This window comes from Rhodococcus mengyinensis, from assembly GCF_048381435.1.
GTDB lineage: Bacteria > Actinomycetota > Actinomycetes > Mycobacteriales > Mycobacteriaceae > Rhodococcus_F > Rhodococcus_F opacus_D.
The window spans coordinates 11,120-27,443 of record NZ_JBLWIT010000043.1 but is presented as its reverse complement, the minus strand read 5'-3'; the positions used below and the strand labels follow the sequence as shown (position 1 = coordinate 27,443).

10 protein-coding genes are annotated in these 16,324 nt (G+C 64.5%); 3 read left to right on the top strand and 7 right to left on the bottom strand.

What is annotated here, in order from left to right:
* The first annotated feature begins 212 nt into the window (after positions 1-212).
* On the top strand, positions 213-3,725 hold the full coding sequence (locus ACNJ7E_RS07895; protein ID WP_418339538.1) for a protein kinase domain-containing protein: 3,513 nt from the start codon (positions 213-215) through the stop codon (positions 3,723-3,725).
* Between the two features lie 171 nt (positions 3,726-3,896).
* Here the strand turns inward: ACNJ7E_RS07895 and ACNJ7E_RS07890 are convergent, their stop codons facing one another.
* The 5 genes from ACNJ7E_RS07890 to ACNJ7E_RS07870 form a co-directional block, all read right to left on the bottom strand.
* Complete coding sequence (locus ACNJ7E_RS07890) at positions 3,897-5,135, bottom strand: dienelactone hydrolase family protein (protein WP_280780135.1); 1,239 nt, start codon at positions 5,133-5,135, stop codon at positions 3,897-3,899.
* Between the two features lie 45 nt (positions 5,136-5,180).
* Positions 5,181-6,902 carry a flavin reductase gene (locus ACNJ7E_RS07885; RefSeq protein WP_418339537.1) on the bottom strand — a complete coding sequence of 574 codons (1,722 nt, stop codon included), beginning with the start codon at positions 6,900-6,902 and terminating at the stop codon, positions 5,181-5,183.
* A gap of 35 nt (positions 6,903-6,937) precedes the next feature.
* Entirely contained in the window at positions 6,938-8,158 is a 1,221-nt protein-coding gene (locus ACNJ7E_RS07880) for a styrene monooxygenase/indole monooxygenase family protein (RefSeq protein ID WP_418339536.1), read from the bottom strand.
* 24 nt (positions 8,159-8,182) lie between these two features.
* Positions 8,183-8,977 (bottom strand): SDR family oxidoreductase, encoded by a 795-nt coding sequence (locus ACNJ7E_RS07875; RefSeq protein WP_418339535.1) that lies wholly within the window; start codon positions 8,975-8,977, stop codon positions 8,183-8,185.
* A gap of 168 nt (positions 8,978-9,145) precedes the next feature.
* Entirely contained in the window at positions 9,146-10,762 is a 1,617-nt protein-coding gene (locus ACNJ7E_RS07870; RefSeq protein WP_280780131.1) for an AMP-binding protein, read from the bottom strand.
* A 137-nt stretch (positions 10,763-10,899) separates the two neighbouring features.
* On the opposite strand from ACNJ7E_RS07870, the gene ACNJ7E_RS07865 reads away from it, so the two are divergent.
* Complete coding sequence (locus ACNJ7E_RS07865) at positions 10,900-11,754, top strand: PaaX family transcriptional regulator (protein ID WP_418339534.1); 855 nt, start codon at positions 10,900-10,902, stop codon at positions 11,752-11,754.
* Positions 11,655-12,083, top strand: coding sequence for a WhiB family transcriptional regulator (locus tag ACNJ7E_RS07860; protein ID WP_280780129.1), 429 nt, complete (start codon positions 11,655-11,657; stop codon positions 12,081-12,083). Before ACNJ7E_RS07865 ends, ACNJ7E_RS07860 begins: the two co-directional genes overlap by 100 nt.
* 418 nt (positions 12,084-12,501) lie before the next feature.
* Here the strand turns inward: ACNJ7E_RS07860 and ACNJ7E_RS07855 are convergent, their stop codons facing one another.
* A complete protein-coding gene (locus ACNJ7E_RS07855; RefSeq protein WP_418339533.1) occupies positions 12,502-14,157 on the bottom strand; it encodes an indolepyruvate oxidoreductase subunit beta family protein in 1,656 nt (551 codons plus the stop codon).
* Positions 14,157-16,319, bottom strand: a complete 2,163-nt coding sequence (locus tag ACNJ7E_RS07850) for a thiamine pyrophosphate-dependent enzyme (RefSeq protein WP_418339532.1) — start codon at positions 16,317-16,319, stop codon at positions 14,157-14,159. The genes ACNJ7E_RS07855 and ACNJ7E_RS07850 overlap by 1 nt, the downstream gene beginning before the upstream one ends.
* Positions 16,320-16,324 lie beyond the last annotated feature (5 nt).

The following is a 16,324-nucleotide window of genomic DNA, read 5'->3' as shown; positions in this document are numbered from 1 at the left end:
TGGCTCCGGTCTCCGCTGACACAGGTTCGAGTCGCCGCGATCAACGGGGTGCCACCGCCGCCACGCTGGTGTGATACTGGGGCAGAGGTGGTGACATGTGCGAGCCCACGATAGATCGGCGTTCGAGACCTAACGGCACCGGGCCGCACCGGTGGCGGACGTCACGGTCTGAGCTGGATTGCCCCGACCGAGTTCGTTGAAGGCGCGTACTGGTGGATGATTTCGATCCCTTTGCAACACAAGCCGACGTCCACCCCACTGTCGTCGGCGACCTGATCCTGGACGGCTTCGACGAGCCCGTAGAGATCGGACGCGGCGGATTCGGTGTCGTCTACCGGTGCATGGAATCTGCGCTCGATCGGACGGTCGCGATCAAGGTGCTCTCCGGGGTGGACGAAGAAAACCGGAATCGCTTCGTCCGCGAACAACGGGCCATGGGCCGGCTCTCGGGCCATCCGAACATCGTGACCATCTACCACGCCAGTAGCACGCCCCACGGTCAGCCGTACATCGTGATGGAGTACCACCGCCACGGCTCTCTGGAGGAGATCATCCGCCGCGACGGACCGCTCGGCTGGGAGAAGGCACTCGGTGTCGGCATCAACATCGCCCGGGCCCTGGGCAGAGCGCACCAGGCCGGGATCCTTCATCGAGATGTCAAACCCTCCAACATCTTGCTCACCGACTACGGCGAACCCCAGCTCACCGACTTCGGCATCGCCCGCATCCACGGTGGTTTCCAGACCGGCACCGGCGTGGTGCTGGGTTCGCCTGCCTTCACCGCACCGGAAGTGTTCACCGGACGGGCCCCGACCGTGCAGTCCGATCTTTACAGCTTGGCCGCGACTCTCTTCTGTCTCATCACCGGCCACGCCGCCTTCCAGCGCCGCGACGGTGAAAAGCTGGTCGCGCAATTTCTTCGAGTTACCTCCGAACCGGTGCCCGACCTCCGCCAGACCGGCATCCCCGCGCCGGTGTGCAGCGTCATCGAACGCGGGATGTCGGAGGAGGTCGCGCGCCGCCAGGAGTCCGCAGAGGCATTCGAACAGGACCTCCGCACAGCCCTACGACGCACCAGCACCGGATCCCCGGATCTGGTCCCGACAGACGCGGAGATCACGCAACGCGGGCACCCAGACCTGGCCCGTGGTACGGACGAACACGCCGGGCCGCCCTCGGTGACGCCGCCACGCTTCTCGACGAAGTACCGGCCACGTACCCAGCCCCGTGCCCCAGTGCAGCGGCGCCGCCTGATCGAGGCCCTGCACGCCGGCGGGGATCGGCGGCTCGCGCTGATTCATGCACCGGCAGGATTCGGCAAGAGCACCCTCGCCGCCCAATGGCGCGACCTGTTGACCAACTCGGGAGCACCCGTCGCCTGGCTCAGCGTCGACAACGACGACAACAATGTCGTCTGGTTCCTGGCGCACCTCCTCGAAGCGATTGCGCGGATACGACCGTCACTCGCACGCGACCTGCCACAGGTGCTGCAAGAGCAGGGTGAGCAAGCCGCACTGTACGTCCTTTCCACACTGGTCGACGAGATCCACGACACGGGCGAGGTGATCACGGTCGTCATCGACGACTGGCACCGAGTTTCCGATACGGCGACGATTTCCACGATGGCGGCGCTGCTCGACAGCGACTGTCACCACCTGCGATTCACCGTGACCAGCAGAACCCAGGCCGGGCTTCCGCTCAGCCGGTTGCGGGTGCGCGACGAATTGGTCGAAATCGACTCCACTGCACTACGTTTCGATCTGCCGGAGGCGAAATCTTTCCTGGCCGACCAAGGTGGGCTCGCCCTCACCGCCGCCGACGTAGCCGATCTTCGCGAATCCACGGACGGATGGGTGGCGGCCCTGCAACTGGTCTCCCTCTCACTACGGGGACACGCCGATCCGACCACGCTGATCGGTCAACTCTCCGGCCGCCACCACGCGATCGGCGAGTATCTCGCCGAGAACGTCCTGACATCGCTCGAACCCGACCTTCTCAACTTTCTGCTCGCGACGTCGGTGACTGAACGCATCAGTGGTGGACTCGCGTCGGCGCTGACAGGTAGCAGTCACGGTCAGGCTCGGCTCGAGGAGATCGAGAACCGGGACCTGTTCCTGCGACGACTCGACGAGGACGGTGAGTGGTTCCGCTATCACCACTTGTTCGCAGAGTTCTTGCGCCGCCGGCTCGAGCGGGACCAACCGGACATGGTCGGCGAACTTCATCGCCGTGCCTCCCACTGGTTCGGTGAGCACCACCTGCTCAGTGAGGCCGTCGATCACGCCTTGGCATCGGATGATCCCGACCTGGCGGTGACGTGGGTCGAACGCGACGGAATGCGATTGGTCGAACAGTCCCAGATGACGACGCTGATCGGACTGATCGACAAGCTCCCATCCCACCAGGCGATCGCACACCCGGTGTTACAGATCGCACTGGCCTGGTCGCATGTACTGCTGCATCACCCGGCGCCCTCGGCGCTTCGGGCGCTGGACCGCGCCGAAGCGTCGCTGAGCCTGCCCGCCCGCGCAGACGAGGACACGACCGCCCTGTCGATCGAGGCTTCGTTGATCAGGGCCGTTGTCGAGCTCTTCGCCGATCGTTCCGACACGCTCAGCGAGCGGATCTCGGACTGCCTAGAGCGGCCCGAGACCGTGCGGCCGTTCGTCGTCTCGGGGGCGGCGAACGTCGCGTCCTTCGAGGCGATCTACCGGTTCGACTTCGCCGCGGCCCGCCGATGGCAGGAGTGGGCGACGCCATACAACCAGCAAACATCGGGACCGTTCAGCGTCCTATACGGATACTGCTTCGCCGGGATCGCCGCCCGTGAACAGCTTGACATCACCGCGGCCGAGAGATACTTCCGGATGGCGCTACGGCTGGCGAAACAATCCGGCGGCGGGCAATCGTATGCAACCCGCGTGGCCGGCGCGATCTTGGGAGACTTGCTGTACGAGCAGGGTCATGAATACGACGCCGAAGAACTTCTCGACGCCAGTCATAGCCTTCGGTCCGAGGGCGGCATCGCCGATTTCATGCTCGCGACCTACGGCACCGGATCTCGTATCAAGGCGCTGCGCGGAGATCTCGGAGCCGCGTACCAACTCCTCGACGAAGGGGCTGAGATCGCTGACATGCTGACGTTGCCGCGGTTGTCCGCCCGAATCCGGAACGAGAGGATACGGTTGGCGCTCGCCATTCCTGCGGTTCTCGATGAGCATCCGCGATGGGCACAGACAGTCCCACGGGACAGCGCCGGCCCGGCATCCCGCACGAGCGGGATCGACCTGATCACGTGGGAGCTGCACGAAGACTCCGACATTCGGCTCCTGCTCCACGCCGCCTCGCCGACGGATCGGGAATCGTCGGAGGCGGCGTGTCGTCGATCGCAGGCGCTGGTGGAGCGAATCTCCCGGCAGGCGCGGCCGAAAGCGCTGCTCCGGGCGAGGCTTCTGCACACCACGTGTTTGTTCGCAGCCGGCCGTACGTCGGAGGCGAAAGAGTTCGTGGTACCGGCTTTGGCGCTCTGCGCCGACCGCGAACTCCCCCGCGTCGTGCTCGACGCAGGGTCAGCGGTGGCCGAGGTGGTCGCCTCGCTCGAGACCGATCTGCGGCTCGGCAGATGGCAACGCGGATGGGAACGTGTGCCGAGTTCATTTCTCACGCAATTGGTGGACGACTCCGGGTCCAGCGACGCTGGTGATCCGCCGGTGTCCACGACATAGGCCGCGGCACGGGGCCCGCATCGGTTCGCCATGGTGGTTGGGATCAGGGTGACGGCACCATAGGACCTCGGGTGCGAGCCGTCAGCAGCCGGCGTACGGTCGCGCCCTCACTCGGCGGGCGCCGTACGCGGCTGCATCGACCTACTTCGCGAACCTACCGTCGGCAGGTCGCTAATCGATCGGTTTGCCCTCGCTGCTCGCCCAGCTGGGCATGAGTTCGTTCGAGGGAAGCGTCTTGTCGAGAAGTTTTTTGCCCTGTGCGATGCCGGCAACGGGGAGCCCGTCCGGATCGAGCAGGCCGATCTGCACCAGCACTCCGGCCTGATCCCAGTAGATGTGCTCGTTGTACAGCTTGTCGCCGCGCAAAGTGACAACAGCAACGAGCGGGATCTCGACGTATCGTCCGGTCGGCTCCACACCGGGAAGCATCCAGTCGATCTCGCGGTCGTGCGTAAAGCAAAACAGCTGTTCTTCCACGATCCGATCGGCTCCGACGGTCCGAGAAATCGGGATCGACTTCGTATCTTCAGGATTGTTGTGCACGAAGTGGTGGGCGTAGAACCGTGAGAGGTCCTTCTGCCCGACGCCGCCGGTCAGCGTCGGGATGTGGTTGACGTAAGGTTCGTCGACCATGGTGGCCATGGTGGCGGGTACGTCCCGAGCCTCGAACTCGTAATAGATGTGCCGGTCCCAGAGTGCAGACAGATCGTATCGGGGTCCGATGGTGGCGCGCAGCACCTCGAGGGTGCGCGAGTAGGCCAGTCCCGCGGCGAGGGGTTCGAAGACATCGCGGCCGTGGGTGGCGAAGGCATGATCGACGCCGGGGTAGTCGTAGATGCGCACCCGGTCGTTGCCGTCGAACGCCTTGCGGATGGAGTTTCGGGCATCCTCGGGGCAGTACGAGTCGAGTTCAGCCAGGTGGAAGACCATGGGAACTGTCAGCTGACTCGCTTCACCGAGGTAATCGTGGACACCGACACCGTAGTAGCTGATGGCGCAGTCGACCTCGAGCCGGACCGCGGACAGGTAGGCGAGCAGTCCGCCGAGGCAGTATCCGATGAGTCCGACGCCCCCGACGTGATTGGTCAGACCACGAAGGGCTGTGACGGTGTCGCCGATGTCCGTGATAGATAGGTCCTCGTCGAGTTCGTCACGCAGTTCGAGCCCACGAGTGAATCCGGCTTGGTCGTAACCGAGTTCCTGCCGAGCACCCGAGCGCCAGAACAGGTCGGGAACCAAGACCACGTAGCCTTCCTCTGCATACCGGTCCGCCATGTCCCGCATATAGTCGTTGATTCCGAAAATTTCTTGTAAGAGAACCAGTCCCGGGCCGGAGCCCTGGGCCGGTTCGGCAAGATACGCGGCGAACGACTCACCGGAGGTCTTGCTGATCTCGATGTACTTACCCATTGATTCGTGTCGCTTTCCGTGGAGAAGCAGCTGCGCGGCTGCAATTCAGAAGTCGGGATGCTTGGTCACCAGGCGATAGGACCCCGAGTGGAAGACCAGCGGTTCGCCGGGGTCCGCATCGTATTGTTCGATCTCGCCGAGGAAGATGATGTGGTCACCGGCCTCTACTCGTTGGACTGTTCGGCACTGGAAATGCGCGATGGCGTCATCGATCAGCGGAACGCCGGCAATGCCCTCGGTGGTCGCCACTCCCGCGAACTTGTCCTCGGCCGGCGTCGAGAATTGCCGGGACAGGTCGTGTTGGTTGGCCGCCAGGACGTTGACGGCGAAATGGGTTGCTGCCGTGAGGTCTGGGAGGCTCGGCGCCTTACTCGCCGGGCACCACGACACCAGGGGCGGATCCATCGAAACCGAGGTGAACGAGTTCGCCGTGACACCGATCTTCCGACCATCGGGGGCCCGCGCGGTGATCACCGTGACCCCCGTGGCGTATTGGCCGAGGGCACGCCGTAGATCGCGGGGATCGAATTGTGCCTGCTCGGCGTCCCGGGCGGCGTCGATCACACGCTGCGCTTCTGCGTCGTCGAACCACCAGTTGTGCACGGTGCGTGGATCATCGAAACCGGTTGCGATTGCCGACGCCAGGGTCGGCGAGTCCTGTGCCGCCACGAACAATCCGAGGACCGGGTCGGACGGTCCACGGAGCAGGTCGTTGGTCCACGACACGGCCCACTGAGCCCATCCGCGCCAGAACTTGTCGAAGGTGCGTTGCATCCATTGCGCGTCGAACGGCCGGTCACCCCGGTCCACGATCGCATCGAGGTACACGGCGACGGCTTGGGCAGCATTGTTGCTGCCCTGACCGGTAAGCGGATCGTTGAGGACCACCGCGTCCGCCATGCCCAACACGACGCTGCCCGATGCGAGTTCGGCCACCGGGCGGCGGACCGTCGGCGTCAGGCGGCCGCGCAGTACCCCGGCTTCGTCGGTCAGAGAGATGTCACCGGTCCTGGCGAACTCTGCCGGGAAGTGCTCGGCCAGCACCTCCTTGGCGCGCTCGAGGTGTTCTTGCGGGGTGTGGACATCGTCCCAACAATCCATCGGTCCACCGGGGACGCCTTCGAACACCATCACATGACAGGGCCCGGTGGTGGTCAGAGCCGGGAGGACGAAGTACTCGCCGACCCCGGGGAGGATGTTCAGTGAGAGGTCCGCGCCGTCGGGGTGGGCCGCGAGACCGTTCACGTAGGCCAAGGCCAGGGCCCGCTGCGGCCGGTTGTAAGGCGATTTCACCGGATCCGGAGGGAAGAGTCGTCCGAGGTCGCCCTTGCCGCTGGAGATGATGACGAGGTCGTGGCTCTGGGCGAGGTTTTCGATGTCCGTGGGGCTCGCCGCCTTGATGATCAGATTGCCTCCGAGTTCTGTGAACTCGTCGACCCAGTCCGCGCACTTGACTCGCTGATCGACCGATTGTGCGAAGCCGATCAACGGGGTTGTCACGGCGATCTCGTTGCTGCCGTGCGTTTTCGCCACAGTCAACGCCATCGTGTCGATGCGCGGGCACCGCTCCTCCCAGCGGTCGAGCCCGAGATCCCGCTCGATCTGCAGGGCCGAGTCGAACATGCACTGGCTGGACATGACGGGACCGACCCGGACCTCGTCGGGTGTTCGGTCGGTCACCAGGGTGACCTCGAAGTCACGTTCGAGTAAGGCGAGGGCTAGCAGTGCCCCCGATTGTCCGGCTCCGACGATTGCGATGCTGCGCATGACTGACGGGCTCCAATCGATGAATCGGGCGACTGTTAGTTCGCGACGTCGGTGAGGTACTGTTCGGCGGCTTCTGGTGTCATGAACCAGTGGAAGAAGTCACGGGGATCGTCGAAGCCGTTGGCAAACCTACGAGCAATGCGCGGCTCGGTGGCGGCGGCGGCGAGCAGGTTCAGCACATGCTCCGGCGGCGGGCTGAGCAATGCGTTCGTCCAGGTCGCGACGTATTGTGCGTAGTCCCAGTACCGTTCGAAGGTGGTGGTCATGAATGCGGCGTCGAAGGGCCGGTCGCCGTGTTCGAGGATGCTGGCGAGGTAGGAGGCTGCGCATTTGCTGGCGTTGTTCGAGCCCTGACCGGTGATCGGATCGTTGAGGACCACCACGTCGGCCAGTCCGAGGATATTCGCACCCGAGGGCAGGACTCCGATCGGTTTGCGAACGGTGGGCGGGAACCGTCCCGCGAGGATCCCGTTGTCATCGGTGAGGGTGATGTCGGCGCAGCGCTCGGCCTCCCAGGGGACGAACGTCTCGACGACCCACCTGGTCTTTGCCAGATGCTCTTCGGGAGTCCTCACGTCCGCCCAGCAGTCCATCGGCCCGCCCGGGATGCCCTCCATCACCATGATCTCGCAGGGCCCGCTGGTGGTGAGCGCAGGAAAGGCGAAGTACTCACCGACACCGGGAATCATGTTGAACGCCACCGCGGAATGTTCCTCACGCGGCACCATCCCGCTGACGTAGGTCAGCGCGAGGGCGCGCTGGGGGCGATCGAAGACCGACCGCGTCGCGTCGCGCTCGAATATCTTCGCGATCTCGCCCTTGCCTGCGGCGAGGATCACCAGATCGGAGGCGACAACGAACTCTTCGAGGTCGCCGATCCCGGCATCCTGGAGTACCAGCTTGCCGCCGCGTGATTCGAATTCCTCGAGCCACGCGGGCATCTTCACGCGCTGATCGACCGATTGGGCGGGAAGGTCGAGGCGCGATGCCCAGGAGAAGGCCTGGTTTCCGTTGTCGGCGACGGTGAACGAGATGCCCTCGACTGATGGGCATTCATCGCTCCAGAGGTCCAGTCCGACGGCACGCTCCCGCGCGAGGGCCCCGCCGAACATACACTGGCTGGACATGACCTTGCCCTCACGGATCTGCTCCGGAGTTCGGTTGGAGACGACGGTCACGTCGTATCCGGCGTCGACGAGACCTATGGCGAGCTGGAGTCCTGCTTGTCCGGCTCCAACGATGGTGATCTTGCGCATGAGGAGAGGATCCTTTGGTCGAAGTTATTGGGCGAGTTGCGGGATTGCCGGGGAGGACTGTTCAGGCCCCATCGCGGAATAGCCTCCGTCGATGGCCCAGTCGGCTCCGGTGACGAATGCGGCGCGCGGCGAACACAGGTAAGCGATGACGTCGCCGACCTCGGTGGGCTCTCCGACTCGGCCGGCGAGGTGGAATTTGCCGGCCACCCGGTCGGTCTTGGCGCGGTCCGATCCCGACAGCTCGTCCATCACTTTCGACCAAATCCAGCCTGGGCTCACCGAGTTGACGCGGATGTTGTCCCCTGCGAGGTCCATCGCCATGTTTCGTGTCATTTGCACCACGGCGGCCTTGGAGACCGGGTACAGCCATCGCCCGGTCTGCGCGACCTTCGAGGAGATGGAACCGAAGTTCACGATGGCACCGCAGCCCTGCGCGGCCATGTGCGGGCGCACCGCCTTGGCGAACATGGCAGCGCTCACGACGTTCACATCGAGAGCGGTGGTCCACTGTGCCCGGCTGGACTCGGCGCCGTCGTCGATATAGGTGCACGCCAGGTTCACCAGGAAGTTGATGGAGCCGAAGGTGTCGAGGGTGGTGGCCACGCAGGCGTCGATCGCCCGGTCGTCGGTGATGTCGGTTTCGCTGAACAGAGCGTGGCCCTTGCCGTCGACCGCCTTCTTGCCACCGTCCCGGTCGATGTCGGCGACAACAACGTTGACACCACTCTCGTGCAGAGAGTCGACGACACCACGCCCGATCTTGGTCGCACCGCCGGTGATGATGGCGGTCTTGCCACCGATCCCGAGATAGTCGCTCATGTGCAAATCTCCTGACTTCGTCACGATGTGATCTGCAACACTAGGAACATTCCGCTCGATGATCTATCCGCTGGACGCGTCGACTGTGCAGATTGCGCTCACTTTCGATCACGCAGGGCACGCCCGACGGAATCCAGCACCACCGGGCGGCTGTGGCGGGGCAGGCGGCTAGCGCAGGGCGCGTCGGGATTCCCGCAGCCGGTAACGCTGAATCTTGCCGTTCGGGGTGCGCGGCAACTCGGCGAGGAATTCGATACTGCGAGGGTACTTGTACGGTGCCAGCTCGTTTTTGACGAATTCCTGGAGTTCGCGGGCCTTGATGTCGCTGCCGACGGCGTCCGAGATCAGTACGACTGCCGCGTGGACGATCATTCCCCGATCGGGGTCGGGCAGGCCCACGACCGCGCATTCTTTGACGTCGGAGTGCCGGCCCAGCGCTTCCTCGACCTCCGGACCCGCGATGTTGTAGCCGGACGAGACGATCATGTCGTCACTGCGTGCCTGATACCAGAAGTAACCGTCGGAGTCGCGAATATACGTGTCGCCGGTGATGTTCCACCCGTTCTGGACGTACTGGCGCTGGCGCTCGTCCGCAAGATACCGGCAGCCCGTCGGACCGGTCACCGCCAACCGTCCCGGTGTGCCGTCGGGAACGGGGTGACCATCGTCGTCGAGTACCGCTGCCGTATAACCCGGTACGGCCTTCCCGGTTGCCCCCGGTCGGATGTCGTCGTCGCTTGCCGCGATGAAGACGTGCAGCATTTCGGTGGCACCGATACCGTTGATGATGCGCGTTCCGGTCTCCTCGTAGAACTCTTCCCACACCGCTTCGGGCAGATGCTCGCCTGCAGACACGCAGCGGCGAACCGAGGCGAGGCTCTGCGCCTTGTTCTCGCGGAGAAGTGCCCGGTACGCAGTCGGGGCGGTGAACAGTACCGATACTGCGTGTTCCCGTACCGCATCGGCCAGCTCACTCGGAGTGGCCTTCTCGAGCAGCAACGTCGCGGCCCCCACCCGCAGGGGGAAGACCACCAGACCGCACAGCCCGAAGGTGAAGGCCAGTGGTGGCGTTCCCGTGAAGACATCCGATTTACTCGGCCGGAGAATCCGTGCCGAGAAGGTGTCCGCGACGGCAAGGATGTCGCGGTGGAAGTGCATCGTCGCTTTCGGAGTACCGGTGGTTCCGGACGTGGTGGCCAGTAGAACGACATCGTCGGCCGCGGTGGCGACGTTGGTGAATTCCCCGGACTTGGCGGATGCGCGGGCGGTGAGGTCGGCGGGTTCGGTGCCACCGTAGAACAGCGCGGGGATCTGGTCGGTCTCGAGCAGATCGGCAGCGAACCGGTGATCGCACAGCGCGAGTGAGGGTTTGGTGAGGTCGATGATCTTGCTCAGCTCACCGCTGCGGAGCAGCGGCATGGTCGTCACGGCGACACCGCCGGCCTTGACCACCCCGAACCAGCAGGCCGCCATCCAGGGGTTGTTCGGCCCGCGGAGCAGAACGCGGTTACCCGGTACCAGCCCGAAGTCTTCGGTGAGTATCTGGGCGATCTGGTTCGCGCGGCGCAAAAGCTCCCCGTACGTCCAGCTTTCGGACGGCGAGAGCAGCGCCGGGCGACCACCACCCAGCGCCGCGACCTGATCGTCGAGCAGCGAGGATGCGCAGTTCAGGCGGTCCGGGTACCGCAACTCCGGGAGGGTGAACTCGAAGTTCGGCCACAGATTCTCCAGCGGGAGGTTGTCGCGGCAGAACGAGTCCAAGTGCGCCGACGGAGACAGCGTCATAGTTGACCTTCCACTATAGATATGAACGGCCCAATCGTATGCAACTCTTGTTACGCCCGTCAATGATACGAAATATGACTCCCCCAACTGCGGGCCTTCTGACGCCTGATGGCCGTGGCAACGGTTATGGTGTATCCATGACGACGGGGACCTTTGCCGACGACTTGGCCACTGAACGATCAAGCGAGCTGCAACCGCGCGAGTTGATCGTGACGATCTTCGGGCTTTACGCGCGGGCCGAGTCGAACTGGTTGTCCGTGGCCTCCGTCGTCCGACTCATGTCCCATCTCGGTGTGGACGGAGCCGCGGTTCGCTCGTCGATTTCCCGGCTCAAGCGGCGCGAAACGCTGGAAGCCCATCGTCATGATGGCGCCGCAGGCTATTCGCTGTCCAAGCCGACTCTGGATGCTCTCGCCGAGGGCGATGTCAGGATTTTCGATCGCAAGCGCGCCGAGATCGAAGACGGCTGGCTGATGGTGGTCTTCTCCATCCCCGAATCCGAACGGGACAAGAGGCACGTTCTCCGTACGTTCCTGACCCGGCTCGGCTTCGGCACCACCGCTCCAGGGGTATGGATCGCACCGGGAAGCCTCGTTCGCGAGACCAGGGAAACGCTGGAACGGCGTGGACTCAGCGAATACGTCGACATGTACAGCGCGGAACACCTCGGCTTCGGCGACCTCCGCACGAAGGTGCGCACCTGGTGGGATCTCGACGCACTCACCACTCTCTACGCCGCGTTCCTCGACAAGTATCGCCCGGTGCTCGAACGGTCGACAGCAGGAACACTCACCCCCCAAGACGCGTTCGCCGAATACGTGCCCATGCTCACCGAGTGGCGGCGGCTACCGTACCTCGATCCCGGCCTCCCTCTCCCCCTACTTCCACCTGGATGGAACGGTGTCACCGCCGGCCGGCTCTTCGACGAACTGAACGCCGCCCTCAGCGGACCCGCCAGAGAACACGCAATGCGGATCATCCACCAGCCCTGACCACTACCCGCCGAAATGCGGATCCTCGAGTCTTTTTCGCCTGTGAGGACGAGAACAGATCTACCCGCCGTGACCGTGAACAAGCAGCGAAGCGGCTGCGGCTGCACTGCCCCGTCCACACCGACTTCAGACGCCATGCACTCTCCACCCGCGAGGCGTACGGGGTGTGGGGCGGAACTTCCGAAGTCGAACGGCGATACCTCCAGCCCGAGCCACGCGCCGGAAGCGGACTCCACTGCGAATACGGCCTCGGCATCGCCCTCCTGGGCACCGCGCCTACAAGTGAGAATAGCCAAACCATTTGCGGCAGAGAATCTTCAATAGCGTAGCCGGTACACCACAGAGCGACCGGCCGACAAACGACAGAACAGCTGCCCCCGAAGCCCCTATGCCAGCACTTCACTGCGACGTTCACTGCTGAGCGGATGATTACACTGGCAACCCAGGGGTGCACGATGGAAATCGGATCCCGAGCCAATTACGAATGACCAAGAGCTGAAGTTGCTGAAGCGATCACCGACCAAACCGCCGATACTTCACACCACTCACCTGTTCACCGGCGTTCCGAGATACGCGGTGCGATGCGTGCCTTGAAGTGGCCGTTGTGTCCCCACTCGGTGTGCGGGATCGACCTTCCTGCAGTCACCTTCTCCAAGGGCGCGCCGTCAGCCTGGAGTGTTCCAGGCCCTCTGCGGTGCCTGCCCCGTCAGGGTCCTCGGAGGAACGGCTACCCATGCGTCCCGCGAATCACTTCGAGGTGGCCTCCATCGCTTGGACAAGGCTGTCCCCCAGCTTCATCGTGGCAAGCTTGGCGTCCAGTCGGGCTCCGTCTTCGTCGGCGAGGGCGGCCTCACGAAGCCCTGCCAGCGAAGTGACCGCATCGGGTGAGCCGACTAATGCGTGGGCCGCGGACATCAACTTGCCGAAACTGTCGCCGCCGTGCTCGTAGGTGGCACCGTAGCCCTTGAGGACACGCTGGCACTCGACGATCTCACGGCCGAGGTCGGCATCGATTGCTGCAGCCCGGAGAGCTTGGTCGATCCACTCCTCGATTGCCACCTGCTCCCGGACGAACCGCAGTGAACGCGGGCGGAGGGGACGCATTCGCGCCATCGTGCTCAACATCGTGTAACCGGTCACCGAACTCGTGTTCAGGATCATCCCCTTGTGGGTGATCGCGCCGACCAGGCGCTGGAACCTCTTCGAACGATGCATGCGAGCCCCCAGTCGGGAGGGCATCGTGTCGGTGATCTCGTCGATTTGTGGATGGAGATACTCACGAACCTGCATCAGTTGGTGCCGTTCCGCGCGCGCTTCCTTGCGGATTCGGTCCATCCGCCCCTGTCGGGTCTTCTGCATTGCCACCTGGATCGTGTCCTGGTAGCACATCCACAGCCCGATGTGGCGGGCCGCCTCGCTGGTCAACCGGGCCGCTCCCGCAGCGTCCGGATCCACCTCCGCGAAGCGGGTGACCCGGGACAGGTACCGTTCGGCGTAGTCCAGATTCTGATAAACCGCCGCCCGCACGAGACCGTGCAGGATCATCGACCGCGCTGCCGGCGGAAGGTCGAGGACGCGGTCGGCGAGCGGCCGCAGCGCCGGTCCGACCAGGGCGGAGGGGGTGGTCGCCGCGACCGTCGTGCGCCGTGCTTCTTCCTCGGCCTTTCGGTCCTCCAGTGTCACCGGGCGTGGTCCGATGGAGATCGGAATCGGGTTCGACTTTCGCGGAGGTGGTTTCAACTGCTGCGCGGCAGCGTCAAAGCCCGCGGAGAAGGCGCTCAGTGAGGATTCGACGCCCTTCCCGAAGGCGTGGATGGGGGCCTCGAACTGTTCCCTGCTGAAGGGAAGGGTCCCGGATCCGGCAAGGGCACCGAACAACGCGGCGCTGATGACGCTGCGGCTCTGTTCGGCCATTTCCATGAAGTCTGCGGCGATCAACCGCTTCGAGGCGCGTTGCGCTCCCGCGACGAGTTCGGAGCTGTCGGCGCGGCCGTCACCGAGCGCCATCTTTTCGTCGATGGAGTACACACGATTGGTGGAGGTGATCAAGGTCGTCCGGTCGGGTGTGACGAACCCTCGCTGGACGGCTCGGCCGCATTCCATCAGTTCCGAGGCGATGAGGACATCGACCTCGCCGGGGCTCGGGAACACGCTGAGCACCGGTTCGATTCGGGCGTCGGCTGCCGATGACGGATCCCGGTCGTCGCCGGGCGGGAAGATCTCGACGTAGTAGACCGTCGCCCCGGTGCGCTGGGCGACACCGGCGACGGAGGTGTTCTGCGCGTAATGGCCGGCGTTCTCGGCGACAGCGACGATCCAGTCGGCAAGCACGCCGCCGCCTTCGCCGCCGAGGGCGACAATTGCCAGAGTGATCGGACGTTGACCGTTGTACCAGTTGGACATTATGCAGCCTCGAATTGTGCGGCGCGGCGCTCGAGGCCGCGGGATGCGATCTTGATCCACCACGAGCGGACGCCGGCGAGGAGTTGCTCGCGACGGGTGGGGTTGTCGACGACGTCGGTGCGATAGAACGACGGGCACAGAACCGCCGCGTGTGCATTCGCCCCGCACACTCCGCAGCCGACGCAGCTGTCGAGGACCTCGGCGATCGGGTCGGTTCGCATCGGATCCGGATTGGGTGCGATCGTCAACGACGGGCAGCCGGAGATCCGGATGCAGGCGTGGTCGCCGGTGCAGGTTTCGGGGTCCACCCCGAACCGCTCGCGCACTACCCGCTTGCCGGCCGCGAGCGCCTTGGTCCGGTCGCGTTTGACGCGGCGCTGGGCGTTGAGCTGGCACTCGCTTTGCATGACGAGCACCTTGGGACCGGCCTCGTCGGTGGTGAGAGCCTCGACGAACGTGTCGCGCACCTTGCCGACGTCGTAGGTGTTCTTGATCGTGCGCGCCCATTTGACGCCGATACCGCGGACGGCCTTCTCGATCGGGTGCTGGGTTGACCGGGTGGGGAGGTCGGCTTGGGAGGAGAGTACGTCCTGGCCGCCGGTCGCGGCGGCGTAGGCGTTGTCGACGATCAGGTGGACCTGATCGCTCTTGTTGAACACTGCATTGCCGACGCCGCTGGTCAGGCCGTTGTGCCAGAATCCGCCGTCCCCCATTACCGCGATGCTGCGCCGGTCGGTGTCCTTGGAGTTCAGTGCGGAGGCGCCGGCCGACCCGAGGCCGTATCCCATTGTCGTGGCACCGAGGTCGAACGGTGCGTTCACGGCGAAGAGGTGACAGCCGATATCGGCGCTGACGTGGTGTTTCCCGGTCTCCCGTTCGGCGAGCTTCAAGCCACTGAAGATGGGGCGCTCAGGGCAGCCGGTGCACAGGCCCGGCGGTCGCGGCGAGATGACCTCGGACGAAACTCTGGGGGCGGTGGGGCTCGTCGGGTCGTCAGGATCACGCAGCAGTGCCGGCTGGTGCTGGACGGCATCGGGTAGGTACTGCTGGAGGAACTCATTGACGCCGCGGGTGACGACCGTCGAGGTGTACTCGCCGGCGAGTGTCAGCATGTCCTTGCCGTGCAGTGCGGTGGCAATGTCCGCCCGGCGCAGGATCGCGTTGAGGTTCTGCTCGATGTAATCCGGCTGGCCCTCCTCCAGAAGGAGCACGGCGCGTTTGTCCTTGCAGAACTCGATGATCTCGTCGTCGACGACCGGGTAGGTGACGTTCATGACGTAGGTCGGAATCTGGGTGCGTCCGAACGCGTCGGAGCAGCCGAGCAACTCCATCGACCGGTTCAGAGTGTTGTACAGACCGCCCTGCACGATGATGCCGATGTCGGCTTTGTCGTTGCCGAAGACCTCATTAAGGCCGCGGTCCTTGATGAACTTGATCGCCGCCGGCCACCGCTCGGTGACCTTTTCCTTCTCGTGCAGGAAGCTGGCCGGCGGGAGCACGATCCGCTCGACATCCCGCAGCGGATTTTCGAGGGCGTCGGTGACCGTCATGGGCGGGCGTTTGTTGTCCTTGGCGTCGAACGCCCCGTGCAGATGGCAGGAGCGGAGCCGCAGATCGAGCATCACCGGGGTGTTGCTCGCCTCGGACAGCTCGAAGCCGACCTCGACCGCGTCGACGATCGCCGAGACATTGGGCCGGGGATCGAGCAGCCACATCTGCGACTTCATCGCGAACGCGTGGGAGCGCTCCTGCATGATGCTCGAGCCTTCACCGTAGTCCTCGCCGAGGATGACGAGCGCGCCGCCGGTGACGCCGCCACTGGCCAGGTTCGCCAGCGCGTCCGAGGCGACGTTCAGGCCGACGGTGGACTTGAAGGTCACCGCGCCGCGCAGGTGATAGTGCACCGACGCTGCGAGCATCGCGGCCGCCGTCGCTTCCGACGCGCTGTTTTCGAAATAGACGCCGAGTTCGTCGAGGATCTCGTGCGCATCACCGAGGACATCCATCAGATGCGAGATCGGTGCACCCTGGTAACCGCCGACGTACGCGACACCGGATTGCAGCAGCGCCTTGGTGACGGCGAGGATGCCCTCGACGTGCAAGGTGGTGCCGGCACCGTTGCGGAGTTGTTCGACCTCGGCGGCGAACGAACGTTCAGCCATGTTCT

Bases quoted from the DNA above. Each gene is read 5' to 3' on its own strand.
- ACNJ7E_RS07890 (WP_280780135.1), bottom strand. From the start codon at position 5,135: ATGGGTAAGTACATCGAGATCAGCAAGACCTCCGGTGAGTCGTTCGCC.
- ACNJ7E_RS07885 (WP_418339537.1), bottom strand. From the start codon at position 6,902: ATGCGCAGCATCGCAATCGTCGGAGCCGGACAATCGGGGGCACTGCTA.
- ACNJ7E_RS07880 (WP_418339536.1), bottom strand. From the start codon at position 8,158: ATGCGCAAGATCACCATCGTTGGAGCCGGACAAGCAGGACTCCAGCTC.
- ACNJ7E_RS07875 (WP_418339535.1), bottom strand. From the start codon at position 8,977: ATGAGCGACTATCTCGGGATCGGTGGCAAGACCGCCATCATCACCGGC.
- ACNJ7E_RS07870 (WP_280780131.1), bottom strand. From the start codon at position 10,762: ATGACGCTGTCTCCGTCGGCGCACTTGGACTCGTTCTGCCGCGACAAC.
- ACNJ7E_RS07865 (WP_418339534.1), top strand. From the start codon at position 10,900: ATGACGACGGGGACCTTTGCCGACGACTTGGCCACTGAACGATCAAGC.
- ACNJ7E_RS07860 (WP_280780129.1), top strand. From the start codon at position 11,655: ATGGAACGGTGTCACCGCCGGCCGGCTCTTCGACGAACTGAACGCCGC.
- ACNJ7E_RS07855 (WP_418339533.1), bottom strand. From the start codon at position 14,157: ATGTCCAACTGGTACAACGGTCAACGTCCGATCACTCTGGCAATTGTC.
- ACNJ7E_RS07850 (WP_418339532.1), bottom strand. From the start codon at position 16,319: ATGGCTGAACGTTCGTTCGCCGCCGAGGTCGAACAACTCCGCAACGGT.